Source organism: Cupriavidus sp. WKF15, assembly GCF_029278605.1.
Taxonomy (GTDB): domain Bacteria; phylum Pseudomonadota; class Gammaproteobacteria; order Burkholderiales; family Burkholderiaceae; genus Cupriavidus.
The window spans coordinates 2,384,935-2,399,179 of the sequence record NZ_CP119572.1 but is presented as its reverse complement, the minus strand read 5'-3'; the positions used below and the strand labels follow the sequence as shown (position 1 = coordinate 2,399,179).

Genomic DNA, 14,245 nt, shown 5'->3' with positions numbered 1-14,245 from the left:
ATGGTTGCCTTCCACCGACGCAACAAGCGGACTTCCAACGGCAACGTGACGCACCTGCGTCCGTTCCGCCACAACCAGCTGCGCGGCGCGGACGACCTGGACGACGATGCCGCCGATGACCAGGACATCGTCTACGAGCGCCCGCGCCGCCGCGGTATCTACCTGCTGCCGAATGCGTTCACGACAGCCGCGCTGTTCGCGGGATTCTTCGCCATCGTGCAGGCCATGAACATGCGCTTCGATGTGGCGGCCATTGCCATCTTCGCGGCGATGGTGCTCGATGGCATGGACGGGCGCGTGGCGCGCATCACCAATACGCAGAGCGCGTTCGGCGAGCAGTACGACTCGCTGTCGGACATGACGTCGTTTGGCGTGGCGCCTGCGCTGGTGATGTACGAATGGATCCTGCATGACCTGGGTAAGTGGGGCTGGATCGCAGCCTTTGTCTATTGCACCTGCGCGGCGCTGCGGCTGGCGCGCTTCAACGCCAATATCGGCGTGGTCGACAAGCGCTTTTTCCAGGGACTGCCGAGCCCCGCGGCGGCGGCGCTCGTAGCAGGCTTTGTCTGGCTTGTGATCGACAACAAGCTGCCGGTCAAGGAACTGTGGATGCCGTGGGTGGCGTTTGGCATCACGTTGTACGCCGGGCTGTCGATGGTGTCGAATGCGCCGTTCTACAGCGGCAAGGCGCTCGATGTCCGCTACCGTGTGCCGTTCGGCATGATGGTGCTGGTCCTGGTGCTGTTCGTGCTGGTGTCGACCGATCCGCCAGTCGCCCTGTTTGCGCTGTTTGTCGCCTACGCGATATCCGGCTACGTGCTGTGGGCCTGGCGAGGCATGCACGGCCAGCCGGGGGTGGCAAAGCGGGCGCGCGGTAACGTCGATAGCGGCGGTCACTGAGCCGCGCGCAAGGGAAGGGCGCTGCGGCGCCCGTCATCCTTTGCTACGGCCGCTGCCGGCCAGATCCGAATTGCCGTGGCCGCAACCATGGCATGCATACCGTGTTTTCCACTCACCGTCAGGAGGGCATCATGGGCATGTTTGACTTCATCAAGGAAGCGGGGGAAAAGCTGTTCGGCACCGGCGAGGCCAAGGCCGCGCAGGACGCCGCGGCCGCCGATGCATCGGCCGAGAAAGTGGATGCGGCCAACCGGGCTGCCGGCGATGCCATCGAGGCATATATCAAGAAGATGGGGCTCGACGCCACCGGGCTGATGGTGCAGGTGGACGGCTCCCAGGGACTTGTGACCGTGTTCGGGGTGGCCCCTGACCAGGCCACGCGTGAAAAGATCATCCTGTGCTGCGGCAATGTCGAAGGCGTGGACAAGGTCGAAGACAAGATGTCGGTCAACGTGGAGTCGTCCGAGTCGCAGTGGCACACCGTGGTCAAGGGCGACACGCTGTGGGCGATCGCGCAGGCAGCCTATGGCAACGGCGCCGAATACAACCGCATCTTCGAGGCCAACACGCCGATGTTGTCCCATCCCGACAAGATCTATCCGGGCCAGAAACTGCGGATCCCGCCGAAGGACTGAGCACGGCGTTCGCCGCGCCCGTGATTCCCCGTCTTGCACGCGCGCGGCAACTCCGCTATATTCGTTGCCATGATTTCGCGCCAAGCCCTACTCGCCCGCACCACCCTAGGTGGCCTACTAGGCCATCAGGTCGGGACGCGCGTGCGCTAAGGCTATCCATTCCTTAGCGCGGAATCACCAAGGAATTTTCCAACGCCCCGGCCTGCATCGATGCACGCCGGGGCGTTTTGCATTCACTCGCAGTGAAGGCGCGGAACAGGCGGTACCCGGCGGCACGATGGCGGGGACAGCACACGATAAAGCCCAGGAGCTCCACAATGTCTGACAAACTCATCATTTTCGACACCACCTTGCGCGATGGCGAGCAGTCGCCCGGCGCCTCGATGACGCGCGAGGAAAAGATCCGCATTGCGAAGCAGCTGGAGCGGCTGAAGGTCGATGTGATCGAAGCTGGCTTTGCAGCAAGCTCCAACGGCGACTACGAAGCCATCCGCGCGATTGCCCAGGTCGTGAAGGATTCCACCATCTGCTCGCTGGCCCGCGCCAACGACAAGGACATCGCGCGCGCCGCCGAGGCCCTCAAGCCGGCCAATTCCTTCCGTATCCACACGTTCATCGCCACCTCGGCGCTGCACATGGAGAAGAAGCTGCGCATGACGCCGGACCAGGTGTACGAGCAGGCCCGCCTGGCCGTGCGCTTTGCGCGCCAGTTCACGGACGATATCGAGTTCTCGCCCGAAGACGGCAGCCGCTCGGACATGGATTTCCTGTGCCGCGTGCTTGAGGGGGTGATCGCCGAAGGCGCGACCACCATCAACCTCCCCGATACCGTGGGCTACGCGGTGCCGGAGGGCTACGCGGACCTGATCCGTTCGGTGCGCGAGCGCATCCCCAACTCGGACAAGGCCGTGTGGTCCGTCCATTGCCACAACGACCTCGGCATGGCCGTGGCGAACTCGCTGGCCGCGGTGAAGCTGGGCGGCGCGCGCCAGATCGAGTGCACGATCAACGGCCTGGGCGAACGCGCCGGCAATACCAGCCTCGAGGAAGTGGTGATGGCGGTGAAGACCCGCCGCGACTACTTCAATCTCGATGTCGGCGTCGACACCACGCAGATCGTGCCGGCCTCGAAGCTGGTGTCGCAGATCACCGGCTTCGTGGTGCAGCCGAACAAGGCCGTGGTTGGCGCCAACGCGTTCGCGCATGCCTCGGGCATCCACCAGGACGGCGTGCTGAAGGCGCGCGACACCTACGAGATCATGCGCGCCGAGGACGTGGGCTGGACCGCCAACAAGATCGTGCTGGGCAAGCTGTCGGGCCGCAACGCATTCAAGCAGCGCCTGCAGGAACTGGGCGTCGAGCTCGAAAGCGAAGCCGAGGTCAACGCTGCCTTCGGCCGCTTCAAGGAGCTGGCCGATCAGAAGGCCGAGATCTTCGATGAGGACATCATGGCCATCGTCTCGAACGAGGCCCAGCATGACGCCAACGAACACTACCGCTTCATCTCGCTGTCGCAGCGCTCGGAAACCGGTGAGCGCCCGCGGGCCCGCGTCGTCTTCAGCATGGACGGCCAGGAGCACGCCGGCGAAGGCGAGGGCAACGGCCCGGTCGACGCCACGCTGCACGCGATCGAATCGCAGGTGAACAGCGGCGCCGAGATGGTGCTGTATTCGGTGAACGCCATCACCGGCGGTACCGAGGCGCAGGGCGAAGTGACGGTGCGCCTGTCCAAGGCCGGCCGTATCGTCAACGGCGTCGGGACCGACCCGGATATCGTGGCGGCCTCGGCCAAGGCCTACCTGGCCGCGCTGAACAAGCTGCACGACAAGGCCGTTCAGAAGATCAACCCGCAGATCTGATTTTCAGACCCGCATCCTGGCGCCGCTCACATCCGGAATGGCGCCGGCGGCGAAGGGCCTATCCGGCCCGAGCGCCCGAATCAGCCCGTTGGCCGCCAGACGCGGTCCGCGGGCTATTTTCATTGAGCAGGCTTACCAGCGCCTGCGCCGGTCCGGGTCGTTGAGCGGGTCCGGAGTGATCTGCGTCTGGCGCAGGATGCCGTCGTCGTCAAAATAGAAGTTGAACAGTGACGGCCACACGCCCTCATGGCGGAAACGGTAGGTCCAGACTTCGCGCTTCATGCGCGGGAAATACTCGACCGGCTCGCGCGTCATGCCGAAGTGCTCCTGCACATCGCGCCGGGTCCACTTGCCGATCTCGGCCTTGTAGAGCTCGGGCGTCTCAAGCATGTTGCGGAAGTCAGTCAGGTTGCCGTTGCGGTCGAAGTCGGCCGCGTAGGCTTGCTGGCCGAGTGGCTGCTTCGAGTAAATCCAGCGCGAGGTGCCGTCGCGCAGTGCATAGACTTCGGGCGGCGGTCCGAAATGCGCCTGCACGGCTGCCTGCGGTGCGCCGATCAGCTTGCGGCCCTCATCCACCGGCATCAGCGTGGCGCAGGCCGACAATACAGTGATGCCAGCCGCCAGCGCCAAGGTGCGGCAGGCGCGCAGCAAGATTTTCATGTCTGCTTCCCCGTTGTCGATTTGAATAGTGTGGGAGTTTAGCGATTCGCACTCGACAAGCGCGCATTCTTCGTCTCTTCTTCCCTGAACTCCCGGCAAATCCGCGCATGGACGCTGCATCTCAGCCTTGGGCCGACAGAGCCTTGCGATTTGCGGCGGCGCGGGCGCTGCCTTACCATGCGCGCTTTCGTGGAGGCATGGCATGTGGAAACTGGCGAAGGGCTGGCTGGCGGTTGGCCTGATGTGGTTGGCAGCAGGAGCCCAGGCGCAGGAGCCGATCCGGCTCGGCATGATCGACGGGTTGTCCGGGCCGTTTGCCAATGCCGGCGATGCCGTGGTCCGGAACCTGCGCCTCGCGATCGAGCGGATCAATGCACGCGGCGGTGTGAAGACGGCGCAGGGGCAGCGGCCCATGGAACTGGTCACGTTCGACAGCAAGGGCAATGTCGACGAAAGCCTGATCCAGTTCCGCAGCCTGGTGGACAAAGGCATTCCTTTTGTCTTGCAGGGCAACAGTTCGGCGGTGGCAAGCGCGTTGGTGGCGGCCATCAACCGCCACAACGCGCGACAGCCCGAGGCGCGAGTGCTGTTCCTGAATTATTCCGCCGTCGACCCGAGCCTGACCAACGAAAACTGCAGCTTCTGGCATTTCCGCTTCGACGCCAGCGCCGACATGCGCATGCAGGCACTGGCCGAAGTCATCCGGCAGGACCGCTCGGTGCGCCGGGTCTACCTGGTCAACCAGGACTACAGCTTCGGCCACCAAGTGTCGCGCTCTGCGCGCGACATGCTGGCTGCCAAGCGGCCGGACGTTCAGTTCGTTGGCGACGAGTTCCACCCGATCGGCAAGATCAAGGACTTTGCACCCTACATCGCCAAGATCAAGGCCAGCGGGGCTGACGCCGTCGTGACCGGCAACTGGGGCAATGACCTCACGCTGATGGTCAAGGCCGCGCGCGAAGGCGGCCTGCAGGCAAAGTTCTACACCTTCTATGGCAATGGCCTCGGCGCGCCGGCCGCAATGGGCGATGCCGGCGTGGGCCGTGTGCTGGCCGTGGCGGAATGGCACCCGAATGTTGGTGGCGCCGCATCGGACGCCTTCTATGAACAGTTCCGCGCGCGCTACCCGGAGCCCAGGGACGATTACGTGCACTTGCGCATGCAGATGATGGTGGAAATGCTGGCGCGGGCGATCGAGAAGGCCGGATCGACCGATGCGGTCCAGGTCGCCCGCGCGCTGGAGAATATGCGCTACGTCAACGACTTCCATGAGGCCACCGTACGCGCTGAAGACCACCAGGTGCTGCAGCCGCTCTACGTCTCGGTGATGGAGCGGCAGGGCGGCGAAGTGCGGTTCGACAACGAGGGCTCGGGCTATGGTTTCCGCACGGTGCGCAAGCTCAAGACGGCCCAGACCACATTGCCTACCACGTGCCGTATGCAGCGCCCCTGAGGCCCGCAGGGTGAAGACGGCCAGCGGGCTGGCCCCCGGTACCGCTTTCCGTTATAATCCGCCGCTGTCGTCATCCGGCCAACGCCGGCATGAGGGCAGATGCCTGTTTATGCATGGCACGACGCAAGCGGCGCATCCCGCGCTGTGGCGTTCGCAAGTGAAAGGAAATCATCATGGCAGTCGCCGATATCAACAAGTCCGAAGTCATCAAGCAGTTCGCCCGTGGCGCCAACGACACTGGCAGCCCCGAAGTCCAGGTGGCCCTGCTGACCACCCGCATCAACGAACTGACCCCGCACTTCAAGGCCAACATGAAGGATCACCACAGCCGCCGCGGTCTGCTGCGCATGGTGAGCCGTCGTCGTCGCCTGCTGGACTACCTCAAGTCCAACGACGCTGATCGTTACCGCGCCCTGATCGAAAAGCTGGGCCTGCGCAAGTAAGGATTGGCTGGCATGGCAGCGCGATTCCAGGGTTTGCACGGTTTCGCGTGAGGCCTCGATGCCTGCTTCAGCATTGCTGGGGCAGGCATTTTGCATTTCTGGCGGGCGGATTTCGCGCCCCGCCGGAAAACGCAACATATGCGGCGAGTGATTTTCGCTTCACCGGGTTTGGGGAATTCCGATTCGCCGGCCCCCCGTTGCGGCAAGCTCCGCAACGGAGTAAGTTGCTCTTTTTCAAGGGTTTTAGTATCCGGACCGGCCAAGGAAACAGGGCTTTGTGTCATTCCAACGCGGCATCGGCAACCGTGCCGCGCTGGAATGGCATAGCACTTCCCTGCGACTGCGACCGCATCCGGCAGTTAGCCTGCGGCTGAGAACGCAGGCGGGGCGCGCCGAGCAATGATTCCGGCGTGCACGCAAGACAAGGAATGCAAATGTCCATGTTCAACAAAGTAGTCAAGCAGTTCCAGTGGGGCCAGCATACGGTCCGCATGGAAACCGGTGAAATCGCCCGCCAGGCTGGCGGTGCCGTGCTGGTCGACGTGGAAGACACCGTCGTGCTGGCGACCGTTGTCGCCGCCAAGAGCCCGAAGCCCGGTCAGGACTTTTTCCCGCTGACCGTCGACTACATCGAAAAGACCTACGCTGCCGGCAAGATCCCCGGTGGCTTCTTCAAGCGTGAAGGCCGTCCGTCGGAAAACGAGACCCTGACCTCGCGCCTGATCGACCGTCCGCTGCGTCCGCTGTTCCCGGAAGGCTTCTACAACGACGTGCAGGTGGTCGTGCACGTGGTGTCGCTGAACCCGGAAGTGCCGGCTGACATCCCCGCGCTGATCGGCGCCTCGGCCGCGCTGGCCGTGTCGGGCATTCCGTTCAACGGCCCGGTGGGCGCTGCCCGCATTGGCTACAAGGATGGCCAGTACCTGCTGAACCCGACCCGTTCGCAAATGGCGACTTCGGACCTCGACCTCGTCGTCGCCGGTACCGAGCGCGCCGTGCTGATGGTGGAATCCGAAGCCAACCAGCTGTCGGAAGACGTGATGCTGGGCGCCGTGGTGTACGGCCACGAGCAAATGCAGATTGCCATCAACGCGATCCACGATCTGGTGCGCGAAGGCGGCAAGCCTGAGTGGGACTGGGCTCCTGCGCCGAAGAACGAAGCGCTGATCGCCAAGGTCACTGAAGTTGCGCTGCCGCTGCTGCAGGAAGCCTACCAGCTGCGCCAGAAGTCGGCCCGCAGCCAGAAGCTGAAGGAAGTGTCCGCCAACGTGACGGCCGCACTGGCAGCCGCCGGCGTGGAAGCCGACAAGGTGGAAGTCGGCAACATCATGTTCGACCTGGAAGCCAAGATCGTGCGCGGCCAGGTGCTGGCCGGCGAGCCGCGTATCGACGGCCGCGACACGCGTACCGTGCGCCCCATCGAGATCCGTTCGTCGGTCCTGCCGCGCGCCCACGGCTCGGCGCTGTTCACCCGCGGCGAGACGCAGGCTCTGGTGGTGGCCACGCTCGGTACCAAGAGCGACGAGCAGATCATCGACGCGCTGGCCGGTGAATACCGCGACCGCTTCATGCTCCACTACAACATGCCTCCGTTCGCTACCGGCGAGACCGGTCGCGTGGGCAGCCCGAAGCGCCGCGAAATCGGCCATGGCCGCCTGGCCAAGCGCGCACTGATCCCGGTGCTGCCGAAAGATGACGAGTTCGCCTATACGATTCGCCTGGTTTCGGAGATCACCGAATCCAACGGTTCGTCGTCGATGGCTTCGGTCTGCGGCGGCTGCCTGGCACTGATGGACGCCGGCGTTCCGGTCAAGGCGCACGTGGCCGGCGTGGCCATGGGCCTGATCCTGGAAGGCAACAAGTTTGCCGTGCTGACCGACATCCTCGGCGACGAAGACCATCTGGGCGACATGGACTTCAAGGTTGCGGGTACCGACAACGGCATCACCGCACTGCAGATGGACATCAAGGTGCAGGGCATTACCAAGGAAATCATGCAGGTTGCCCTGGCGCAGGCCAAGGAAGGCCGCCTGCATATCCTGGGCGCGATGCAGGGTGCCATGGGCCACGCCCGCACCGAGCTGTCGGCGCACGCTCCGCGCATGATCACCATGAAGATCCATCCGGACAAGATCCGCGAGGTGATCGGCAAGGGCGGTTCGACCATCCAGGCGCTGACCAAGGAAACCGGCACCACCATCGACATCCAGGAAGACGGCACGATCACCATCGCCTCGACCTCGACCGAGGGCATGGCCGAAGCCAAGCGCCGCATCGAGGGCATCACCGCCGAAGCCGAAGTGGGCAAGATCTACAACGGCACGGTGCTGAAGCTGCTGGACTTCGGCGCGATCGTGAACATCCTGCCGGGCAAGGACGGTCTGCTGCATATCTCGGAGATCGTCAACGAGCGCGTCAAGGACATCAAGGACTGGCTGAAGGAAGGCCAGCAACTGCGCGTCAAGCTGATCCAGGCTGACGAGAAGGGCCGTCTGCGCCTGTCGCTGAAGGCCGCGCTGGCGGAAGAGGGCGGCAGCATCAGCCCGCAGAACACCGCCGAGGCCGCGCCGGCTCCGGCGGCTCCGTCGGACCAGCAGCAGTAAGCTGAGTGCGGTGCCGCCATCAGGCGGCATGGAGGAAAAAACGGCTGGCGATGTCCAGCCGTTTTTTTGTTTACACTGCCGGGCAACCCAATTGAGCAACCGCTCTCAACGACACGCCGCGATGGCCTCAGCGCTTCGCGCGCGAGACCAAGAAAAGGAGCAGCAATGCAAGCCATCGAGATTCGCGAATACGGTGCCCCCGAAGTCCTGCAGGAAGCGCAGCGGCCGGACCCGGTGCCGGGCGCTGGCGAGATCCTGATCCGCGTCGCCGCGGCCGGGGTCAATCGTCCGGACGTGTTCCAGCGCACCGGCAACTACCCGGTACCGCCCGGCGCGTCGGACCTGCCGGGCCTGGAAGTGGCGGGCGTGGTGGTTGGCGGCGACCTTTCCCATGCGGACAATCGCTTCGGCCTGAAGGTTGGCGATCGCGTTTGCGCATTGGTGCAGGGTGGCGGCTATGCGCAGCTGTGCACGGCTCCGGTGGCCCAATGCCTGCCGGCCCCGAAGGGGTTGAGCGACATCGAGGCCGCTGCGCTGCCGGAAACGTTCTTCACGGTGTGGAGCAATGTGTTCGACCGTGGCTATCTCGGCCAGGGCCCGCGCGGGAAGGATGAGACGCTGCTGATCCAGGGCGGCTCGAGCGGCATCGGTACGACCGCGATCCAGATTGCCAAGGCGCTCGGCTACAAGGTGTTCGTCACCGCCGGCACCGACGAGAAGTGCAAGGCCTGCGAGGATCTCGGCGCAGACCGTGCCATCAACTACAAGACCCAGGATTTCGTTGCCGAAGTTGCCACGCTGACCGGAGGCAAGGGCGTTGACGTGATCCTCGACATGGTGGCTGGCTCCTATCTCGGGCGCGAGCTGAAGTGCATTGCCGATGACGGCCGCATTGTCATCATCGCTCTGCTGGGTGGTGCCAAGGCGGAAATACCGCTCGGCGATATCCTGCGCCGCCGGATCACGGTCACGGGCTCGACGCTGCGACCGAGATCTGCGGCATTCAAGGGGCAGATCGCCCAGGCGCTGCATCAGCAGGTGTGGCCGTTGCTCGAGGCGGGCAAGATCAAGCCCGTGATCCACAAGGTATTTCCCGCCGCGCAGGCGGCTGAAGCGCACCGGCTGATGGAGTCTAGCGAGCACATCGGCAAGATCGTCCTGACCTGGTAATTGCCTCGCAATGTTGCCGCGCCGGCTTCGCCCGCGCGTGGTAGCGCCGGCCCCCTGCCGCAAGCTACAATACCCGGTTTGATTTGGGAGGGGACCCCGTGAGACAAAAGCTCGTCATCGGCAACTGGAAGATGCACGGCAGCCTGGCCGCCAACGCCGCGCTGCTCGAGGGAATCAAGGCGGCCCCCGCGCGTGCGCGGCTGGCGGTCTGCGCGCCTTTCCCCTATCTTGCACAGTGCCAGGCGCTGCTGAACGGCTCGCAAGTGGCCTGGGGGGCGCAGGACGTGTCCGCCGAGGCTCGTGGGGCCTTCACCGGCGAAGTGGCGGCGTCCATGCTGGGTGAGTTTGGCTGCACTTATGCGCTGGTTGGTCACTCGGAGCGTCGTACCTACCATGCGGAGACCGATGCGGTGGTTGCAGCGAAGGCGCTGCGAGCCCTCGAGTTCGGTATCTCGCCGGTGATCTGTGTCGGCGAAACGCTCGCCGAGCGCGAAGCCGGTGAAACCGAGGCTGTCGTGGGTCGCCAGTTGCAGGCGGTCCTCGATGCGCTGTCGGTCGAGCAGCTGGGTCGCGTGGTGCTGGCCTACGAGCCGGTCTGGGCGATCGGCACGGGCAAGACCGCGACCAGCGAGCAGGCACAGGCCGTGCATGCGTTCCTGCGCGGCAAGGTGCGCGAGCGCGACGCTGGCGTTGCCGAACGCATGGCTATTTTGTACGGCGGTAGTGTGAAGCCGGACAATGCGGTCGAATTGTTTTCCATGTCCGATATCGACGGAGGCCTGATTGGTGGTGCCTCGCTGAAATCGGAAGATTTTCTCGCGATCGGCAACGCCTGAATGCCTGTCGCACCGAACATCCGATCAGGCAAGTAACGCTAACTTTATCCAAATGGCAATTTTCAAGACTTTGTTGGTACTGGTGCAGGTGTTGTCGGCACTCGGCGTCATCGGCCTGGTGCTGATTCAGCACGGCAAGGGTGCCGATGTGGGTGCGGCGTTCGGGTCAGGCGCTTCGGGCAGCCTGTTTGGCGCAACGGGTTCGGCAAACTTCCTGTCGCGTACGACTGCGGTGCTGGCGACACTGTTCTTCATCTGCACGCTCAGCCTGACGCTGATGGGCAACTACAAACCTGCCGCGTCGCTGGGCGTGATGGGCTCGGCCCCGGCGTCCGCGCCGGTTCCGGCCGCTGCCTCGGCGCCTGCTGCAGCGGCTGCGGACGCTTCGGCTCCCGCTGCGCCTGCGGTTCCGAAATAATCATGCGGCCTTGGATTCGATTCCTGATTTTTTTTGTAGTTGTGCGTTGAACAATGCAGCAAACCGGGTTAGAATCCAAGGCTTGAAACGATTCCCCAGCGATGGGGCTTGAGCAAAGGCAAAAGCCTCTGCAGAAGCCCCGAAGGGCCTCAAAACCCGGCGCCAGGCAATATTGTTTCTCCCCCAGCCGACGTGGTGAAATTGGTAGACACGCTATCTTGAGGGGGTAGTGGCGAAAGCTGTGCGAGTTCGAGTCTCGCCGTCGGCACCAAACAACTTGATCGGAGTTCTCTGTCGGGCAATGCTCCCGGCAAGGGGGCTCCGGCAATCCGCAAGGCGGCGCGCCGGGAGTTTTCGGCATAGCGCCTGGGGTGGGCAACAGGACGCCGCTTCAGCTGGTGCTGTTGACAACATTCCAGATAAGGCTGGCCGTATCTTGACTCTCGAAGCCTACTTCCCCGTTCTCATCTTCATCATCTTCGGCGTTGTGCTTGGCGTGGCGCTGATGTCGATTGGTCGGATTCTCGGCCCGAACAAACCTGATCCCGCGAAGCTGTCGCCGTACGAGTGCGGCTTCGAAGCGTTCGAGGATGCGCGCATGAAGTTCGACGTGCGCTACTACCTCATCGCCATCCTTTTTATCCTGTTCGATCTCGAAACCGCCTTCCTGTTTCCGTGGGGCGTTGCCCTCAAGGATATCGGCTGGCCGGGATTCATCGCCATGGGCGTGTTTCTGCTGGAATTCATCGTGGGCTTCGTCTACATCTGGAAAAAGGGCGCGCTCGATTGGGAGTGATGTGAAATGGCAATCGAAGGCGTTCTCAACGAAGGCTTTGTCACGACTACCGCTGACAAGCTGATCAACTGGACCCGCACCGGGTCGCTGTGGCCGATGACCTTTGGCCTGGCCTGCTGTGCCGTGGAAATGATGCATGCCGGCGCCGCGCGCTACGACCTGGACCGCTTCGGCGTGGTGTTCCGCCCGTCCCCGCGCCAGTCGGATGTGATGATCGTGGCCGGCACGCTGTGCAACAAGATGGCGCCCGCGCTGCGCAAGGTCTACGACCAGATGGCCGAGCCGCGCTGGGTGATCTCGATGGGCTCTTGCGCCAATGGCGGCGGCTACTACCACTACTCGTACTCGGTGGTGCGCGGCTGCGACCGCATTGTGCCGGTGGACATCTACGTGCCGGGCTGCCCGCCCACGGCTGAAGCGCTGATCTATGGCGTAATCCAGCTGCAGAACAAGATCAAGCGTACCAACACCATCGCGCGCAAGGGCTGACATGGCGAAGCTTGAGATCCTGAAGGCCGCGCTCGAGAAAGCTCTCGACAAGCGCGTGCAGAAACTGATTGAAGCGACTGGCGAACTGACGCTGGTCGTCAAGGCAGACGACTACCTGGAAGTGGCCCGCATCCTGCGCGACGATCCGACGCTGCGTTTCGAGCAGCTGATCGACCTGTGCGGCGTGGACTATTCCGAGTACGGCGACGGCGCCTGGGACGGCCTGCGTTTTGCCGCGGTATCGCACCTGCTGTCCGTGACCCACAACTGGCGCCTGCGCGTGCGCGTGTTTGCCCCGGATGATGATTTCCCGGTCGTGCCGTCGGTGATCGACGTGTGGAATTCGGTGAACTGGTTCGAGCGCGAAGCCTTCGATTTCTACGGGATCGTGTTCGAAGGCCACCCGGACCTGCGCCGCATCCTGACTGACTACGGCTTTGTCGGCCATCCGTTCCGCAAGGATTTCCCGACCTCCGGTTACGTGGAAATGCGCTATGACCCGGAGCAGAAGCGGGTCATCTACCAGCCGGTCACGATCGAGCCCCGCGAAATCACGCCACGCGTGATCCGCGAGGAAAACTACGGCGGCACGCAGCACTGATTACGCGCCATGGCAGATATCAAGAATTACACCCTGAACTTCGGCCCGCAGCACCCGGCCGCGCACGGCGTGCTGCGCCTGGTGCTGGAGCTGGACGGCGAAGTGATCCAGCGCGCCGATCCGCATATCGGCCTGCTGCACCGTGCCACTGAAAAGCTGGCCGAGCAGAAGAGCTGGATCCAGAACGTGCCCTACATGGACCGTCTCGACTATGTGTCGATGATGTCCAACGAACACGCCTACGTGATGGCGATCGAGCGGCTGCTCGGCATTGAAGTGCCGATCCGCGCGCAGTACATCCGCGTGATGTTCGACGAAATCACCCGCCTGCTGAACCACCTGATGTGGATCGGCGCGCATGCGCTCGACGTGGGTGCCATGGCGGTGTTCCTCTACGCCTTCCGCGAGCGTGAGGACATGTTCGACATGTACGAGGCGGTGTCGGGCGCGCGCATGCATGCGGCCTACTACCGTCCGGGCGGCGTCTATCGCGACCTGCCTGACACAATGCCGCAATATCGGGCGTCCAAGGTTCACAACGAGCGTGCCATCAAGGTCATGAACGAAGCGCGTTCGGGCTCGCTGCTGGACTTCATCGAGGACTTCACCAACCGGTTCCCGAAGTACGTCGACGAGTACGAGACGCTGCTGACCGACAACCGGATCTGGAAGCAGCGCCTGGTGGACATCGGCGTGGTCAGCCCGGAGCGCGCGCTGCAGATGGGCTTTACCGGCCCGATGCTGCGCGGTTCGGGCATTGCCTGGGACCTGCGCAAGAAGCAGCCGTACGAGGTGTACGACAAGATGGACTTCGATGTGCCGGTGGGCGTGGGTGGCGACTGCTACGCGCGCTACCTCGTGCGTGTCGAGGAAATGCGCCAGTCCAACCGCATCATCAAGCAGTGCATCGAATGGCTGCGCCGCAATCCGGGCCCCGTGATCACGGACAACCACAAGGTTGCGCCGCCGTCGCGGGTGGACATGAAGTCGAACATGGAAGAGCTGATCCACCACTTCAAGCTCTTCACCGAAGGCATCCACGTGCCCGAAGGCGAGGCCTATGCAGCGGTGGAGCACCCGAAGGGCGAATTCGGTATCTATGCGATCTCGGACGGCGCGAACAAGCCTTACCGCCTGAAGATTCGCGCGCCCGGCTACGCGCACCTGGCCGCCCTGGACGAGATGGCCAAGGGACACATGATTGCTGACGCGGTGACGATCATCGGTACGCAGGACATCGTCTTCGGCGAAATCGACCGCTAATCACGGACCGCCGGCCCGGACGACGATCCGGGCGCTTTTTTGCGGAATTGGCAAGAAGCGGCGGGGAAACCCGCGGCGGAACGGCAGGGCCTCAGGCCCGCCGGCGGAACAGGCAGCGA

14 protein-coding genes and 1 tRNA gene are annotated in these 14,245 nt (G+C 63.7%); 14 read left to right on the top strand and 1 reads right to left on the bottom strand.

Annotated elements, in window-relative coordinates:
* From pssA to CupriaWKF_RS11195, 3 genes are all read left to right on the top strand, one after another.
* Complete coding sequence (gene pssA, locus CupriaWKF_RS11205) at window positions 1–900, top strand: CDP-diacylglycerol--serine O-phosphatidyltransferase (RefSeq protein WP_276097956.1); 900 nt, start codon at window positions 1–3, stop codon at window positions 898–900.
* A gap of 131 nt (window positions 901–1,031) precedes the next feature.
* Window positions 1,032–1,535 (top strand): peptidoglycan-binding protein LysM, encoded by a 504-nt coding sequence (gene lysM / locus CupriaWKF_RS11200; protein WP_276097955.1) that lies wholly within the window; start codon window positions 1,032–1,034, stop codon window positions 1,533–1,535.
* Window positions 1,536–1,852: 317 nt separating this feature from the next.
* The gene (locus CupriaWKF_RS11195; protein ID WP_276097954.1) at window positions 1,853–3,394 is read left to right on the top strand and encodes a 2-isopropylmalate synthase; all 1,542 of its coding nucleotides are present in this window, start codon (window positions 1,853–1,855) and stop codon (window positions 3,392–3,394) included.
* A gap of 132 nt (window positions 3,395–3,526) precedes the next feature.
* On the opposite strand, the gene CupriaWKF_RS11190 is transcribed toward CupriaWKF_RS11195, so the two are convergent.
* Window positions 3,527–4,054 (bottom strand): hypothetical protein, encoded by a 528-nt coding sequence (locus CupriaWKF_RS11190; protein ID WP_276097953.1) that lies wholly within the window; start codon window positions 4,052–4,054, stop codon window positions 3,527–3,529.
* A gap of 202 nt (window positions 4,055–4,256) precedes the next feature.
* Between CupriaWKF_RS11190 and CupriaWKF_RS11185 the strand changes: the two genes are divergently transcribed.
* From CupriaWKF_RS11185 to CupriaWKF_RS11135, 11 genes are all read left to right on the top strand, one after another.
* A complete protein-coding gene (locus CupriaWKF_RS11185; RefSeq protein WP_276097952.1) occupies window positions 4,257–5,507 on the top strand; it encodes a branched-chain amino acid ABC transporter substrate-binding protein in 1,251 nt (416 codons plus the stop codon).
* Between the two features lie 173 nt (window positions 5,508–5,680).
* Window positions 5,681–5,950, top strand: a complete 270-nt coding sequence (gene rpsO / locus CupriaWKF_RS11180; RefSeq protein WP_010809136.1) for a 30S ribosomal protein S15 — start codon at window positions 5,681–5,683, stop codon at window positions 5,948–5,950.
* A gap of 434 nt (window positions 5,951–6,384) precedes the next feature.
* Window positions 6,385–8,553 carry a polyribonucleotide nucleotidyltransferase gene (gene pnp / locus CupriaWKF_RS11175; RefSeq protein WP_276097951.1) on the top strand — a complete coding sequence of 723 codons (2,169 nt, stop codon included), beginning with the start codon at window positions 6,385–6,387 and terminating at the stop codon, window positions 8,551–8,553.
* 165 nt (window positions 8,554–8,718) lie between these two features.
* Window positions 8,719–9,723 (top strand): NAD(P)H-quinone oxidoreductase, encoded by a 1,005-nt coding sequence (locus CupriaWKF_RS11170; RefSeq protein ID WP_276097950.1) that lies wholly within the window; start codon window positions 8,719–8,721, stop codon window positions 9,721–9,723.
* Between the two features lie 131 nt (window positions 9,724–9,854).
* On the top strand, window positions 9,855–10,559 hold the full coding sequence (gene tpiA / locus CupriaWKF_RS11165) for a triose-phosphate isomerase (RefSeq protein WP_276100768.1): 705 nt from the start codon (window positions 9,855–9,857) through the stop codon (window positions 10,557–10,559).
* 52 nt (window positions 10,560–10,611) lie between these two features.
* A complete protein-coding gene (gene secG, locus CupriaWKF_RS11160; RefSeq protein ID WP_276097949.1) occupies window positions 10,612–10,977 on the top strand; it encodes a preprotein translocase subunit SecG in 366 nt (121 codons plus the stop codon).
* Between the two features lie 186 nt (window positions 10,978–11,163).
* Window positions 11,164–11,248 (top strand) — tRNA-Leu (locus tag CupriaWKF_RS11155).
* 165 nt (window positions 11,249–11,413) lie between these two features.
* Window positions 11,414–11,773, top strand: coding sequence for an NADH-quinone oxidoreductase subunit A (locus CupriaWKF_RS11150; protein WP_224078169.1), 360 nt, complete (start codon window positions 11,414–11,416; stop codon window positions 11,771–11,773).
* 6 nt (window positions 11,774–11,779) lie between these two features.
* Complete coding sequence (locus tag CupriaWKF_RS11145) at window positions 11,780–12,262, top strand: NADH-quinone oxidoreductase subunit B (RefSeq protein ID WP_011297145.1); 483 nt, start codon at window positions 11,780–11,782, stop codon at window positions 12,260–12,262.
* 1 nt (window position 12,263) lies between these two features.
* On the top strand, window positions 12,264–12,863 hold the full coding sequence (locus CupriaWKF_RS11140; protein WP_276097948.1) for an NADH-quinone oxidoreductase subunit C: 600 nt from the start codon (window positions 12,264–12,266) through the stop codon (window positions 12,861–12,863).
* Between the two features lie 9 nt (window positions 12,864–12,872).
* Window positions 12,873–14,126 carry an NADH-quinone oxidoreductase subunit D gene (locus tag CupriaWKF_RS11135; protein WP_276097947.1) on the top strand — a complete coding sequence of 418 codons (1,254 nt, stop codon included), beginning with the start codon at window positions 12,873–12,875 and terminating at the stop codon, window positions 14,124–14,126.
* Window positions 14,127–14,245 lie beyond the last annotated feature (119 nt).

Bases quoted from the DNA above. Each gene is read 5' to 3' on its own strand.
- secG (WP_276097949.1), top strand. From the start codon at position 10,612: ATGGCAATTTTCAAGACTTTGTTGGTACTGGTGCAGGTGTTGTCGGCA.
- CupriaWKF_RS11185 (WP_276097952.1), top strand. From the start codon at position 4,257: ATGTGGAAACTGGCGAAGGGCTGGCTGGCGGTTGGCCTGATGTGGTTG.
- pnp (WP_276097951.1), top strand. From the start codon at position 6,385: ATGTCCATGTTCAACAAAGTAGTCAAGCAGTTCCAGTGGGGCCAGCAT.
- CupriaWKF_RS11140 (WP_276097948.1), top strand. From the start codon at position 12,264: ATGGCGAAGCTTGAGATCCTGAAGGCCGCGCTCGAGAAAGCTCTCGAC.
- CupriaWKF_RS11170 (WP_276097950.1), top strand. From the start codon at position 8,719: ATGCAAGCCATCGAGATTCGCGAATACGGTGCCCCCGAAGTCCTGCAG.
- lysM (WP_276097955.1), top strand. From the start codon at position 1,032: ATGGGCATGTTTGACTTCATCAAGGAAGCGGGGGAAAAGCTGTTCGGC.
- rpsO (WP_010809136.1), top strand. From the start codon at position 5,681: ATGGCAGTCGCCGATATCAACAAGTCCGAAGTCATCAAGCAGTTCGCC.
- CupriaWKF_RS11135 (WP_276097947.1), top strand. From the start codon at position 12,873: ATGGCAGATATCAAGAATTACACCCTGAACTTCGGCCCGCAGCACCCG.
- pssA (WP_276097956.1), top strand. From the start codon at position 1: ATGGTTGCCTTCCACCGACGCAACAAGCGGACTTCCAACGGCAACGTG.
- CupriaWKF_RS11195 (WP_276097954.1), top strand. From the start codon at position 1,853: ATGTCTGACAAACTCATCATTTTCGACACCACCTTGCGCGATGGCGAG.
- CupriaWKF_RS11145 (WP_011297145.1), top strand. From the start codon at position 11,780: ATGGCAATCGAAGGCGTTCTCAACGAAGGCTTTGTCACGACTACCGCT.
- tpiA (WP_276100768.1), top strand. From the start codon at position 9,855: ATGCACGGCAGCCTGGCCGCCAACGCCGCGCTGCTCGAGGGAATCAAG.
- CupriaWKF_RS11190 (WP_276097953.1), bottom strand. From the start codon at position 4,054: ATGAAAATCTTGCTGCGCGCCTGCCGCACCTTGGCGCTGGCGGCTGGC.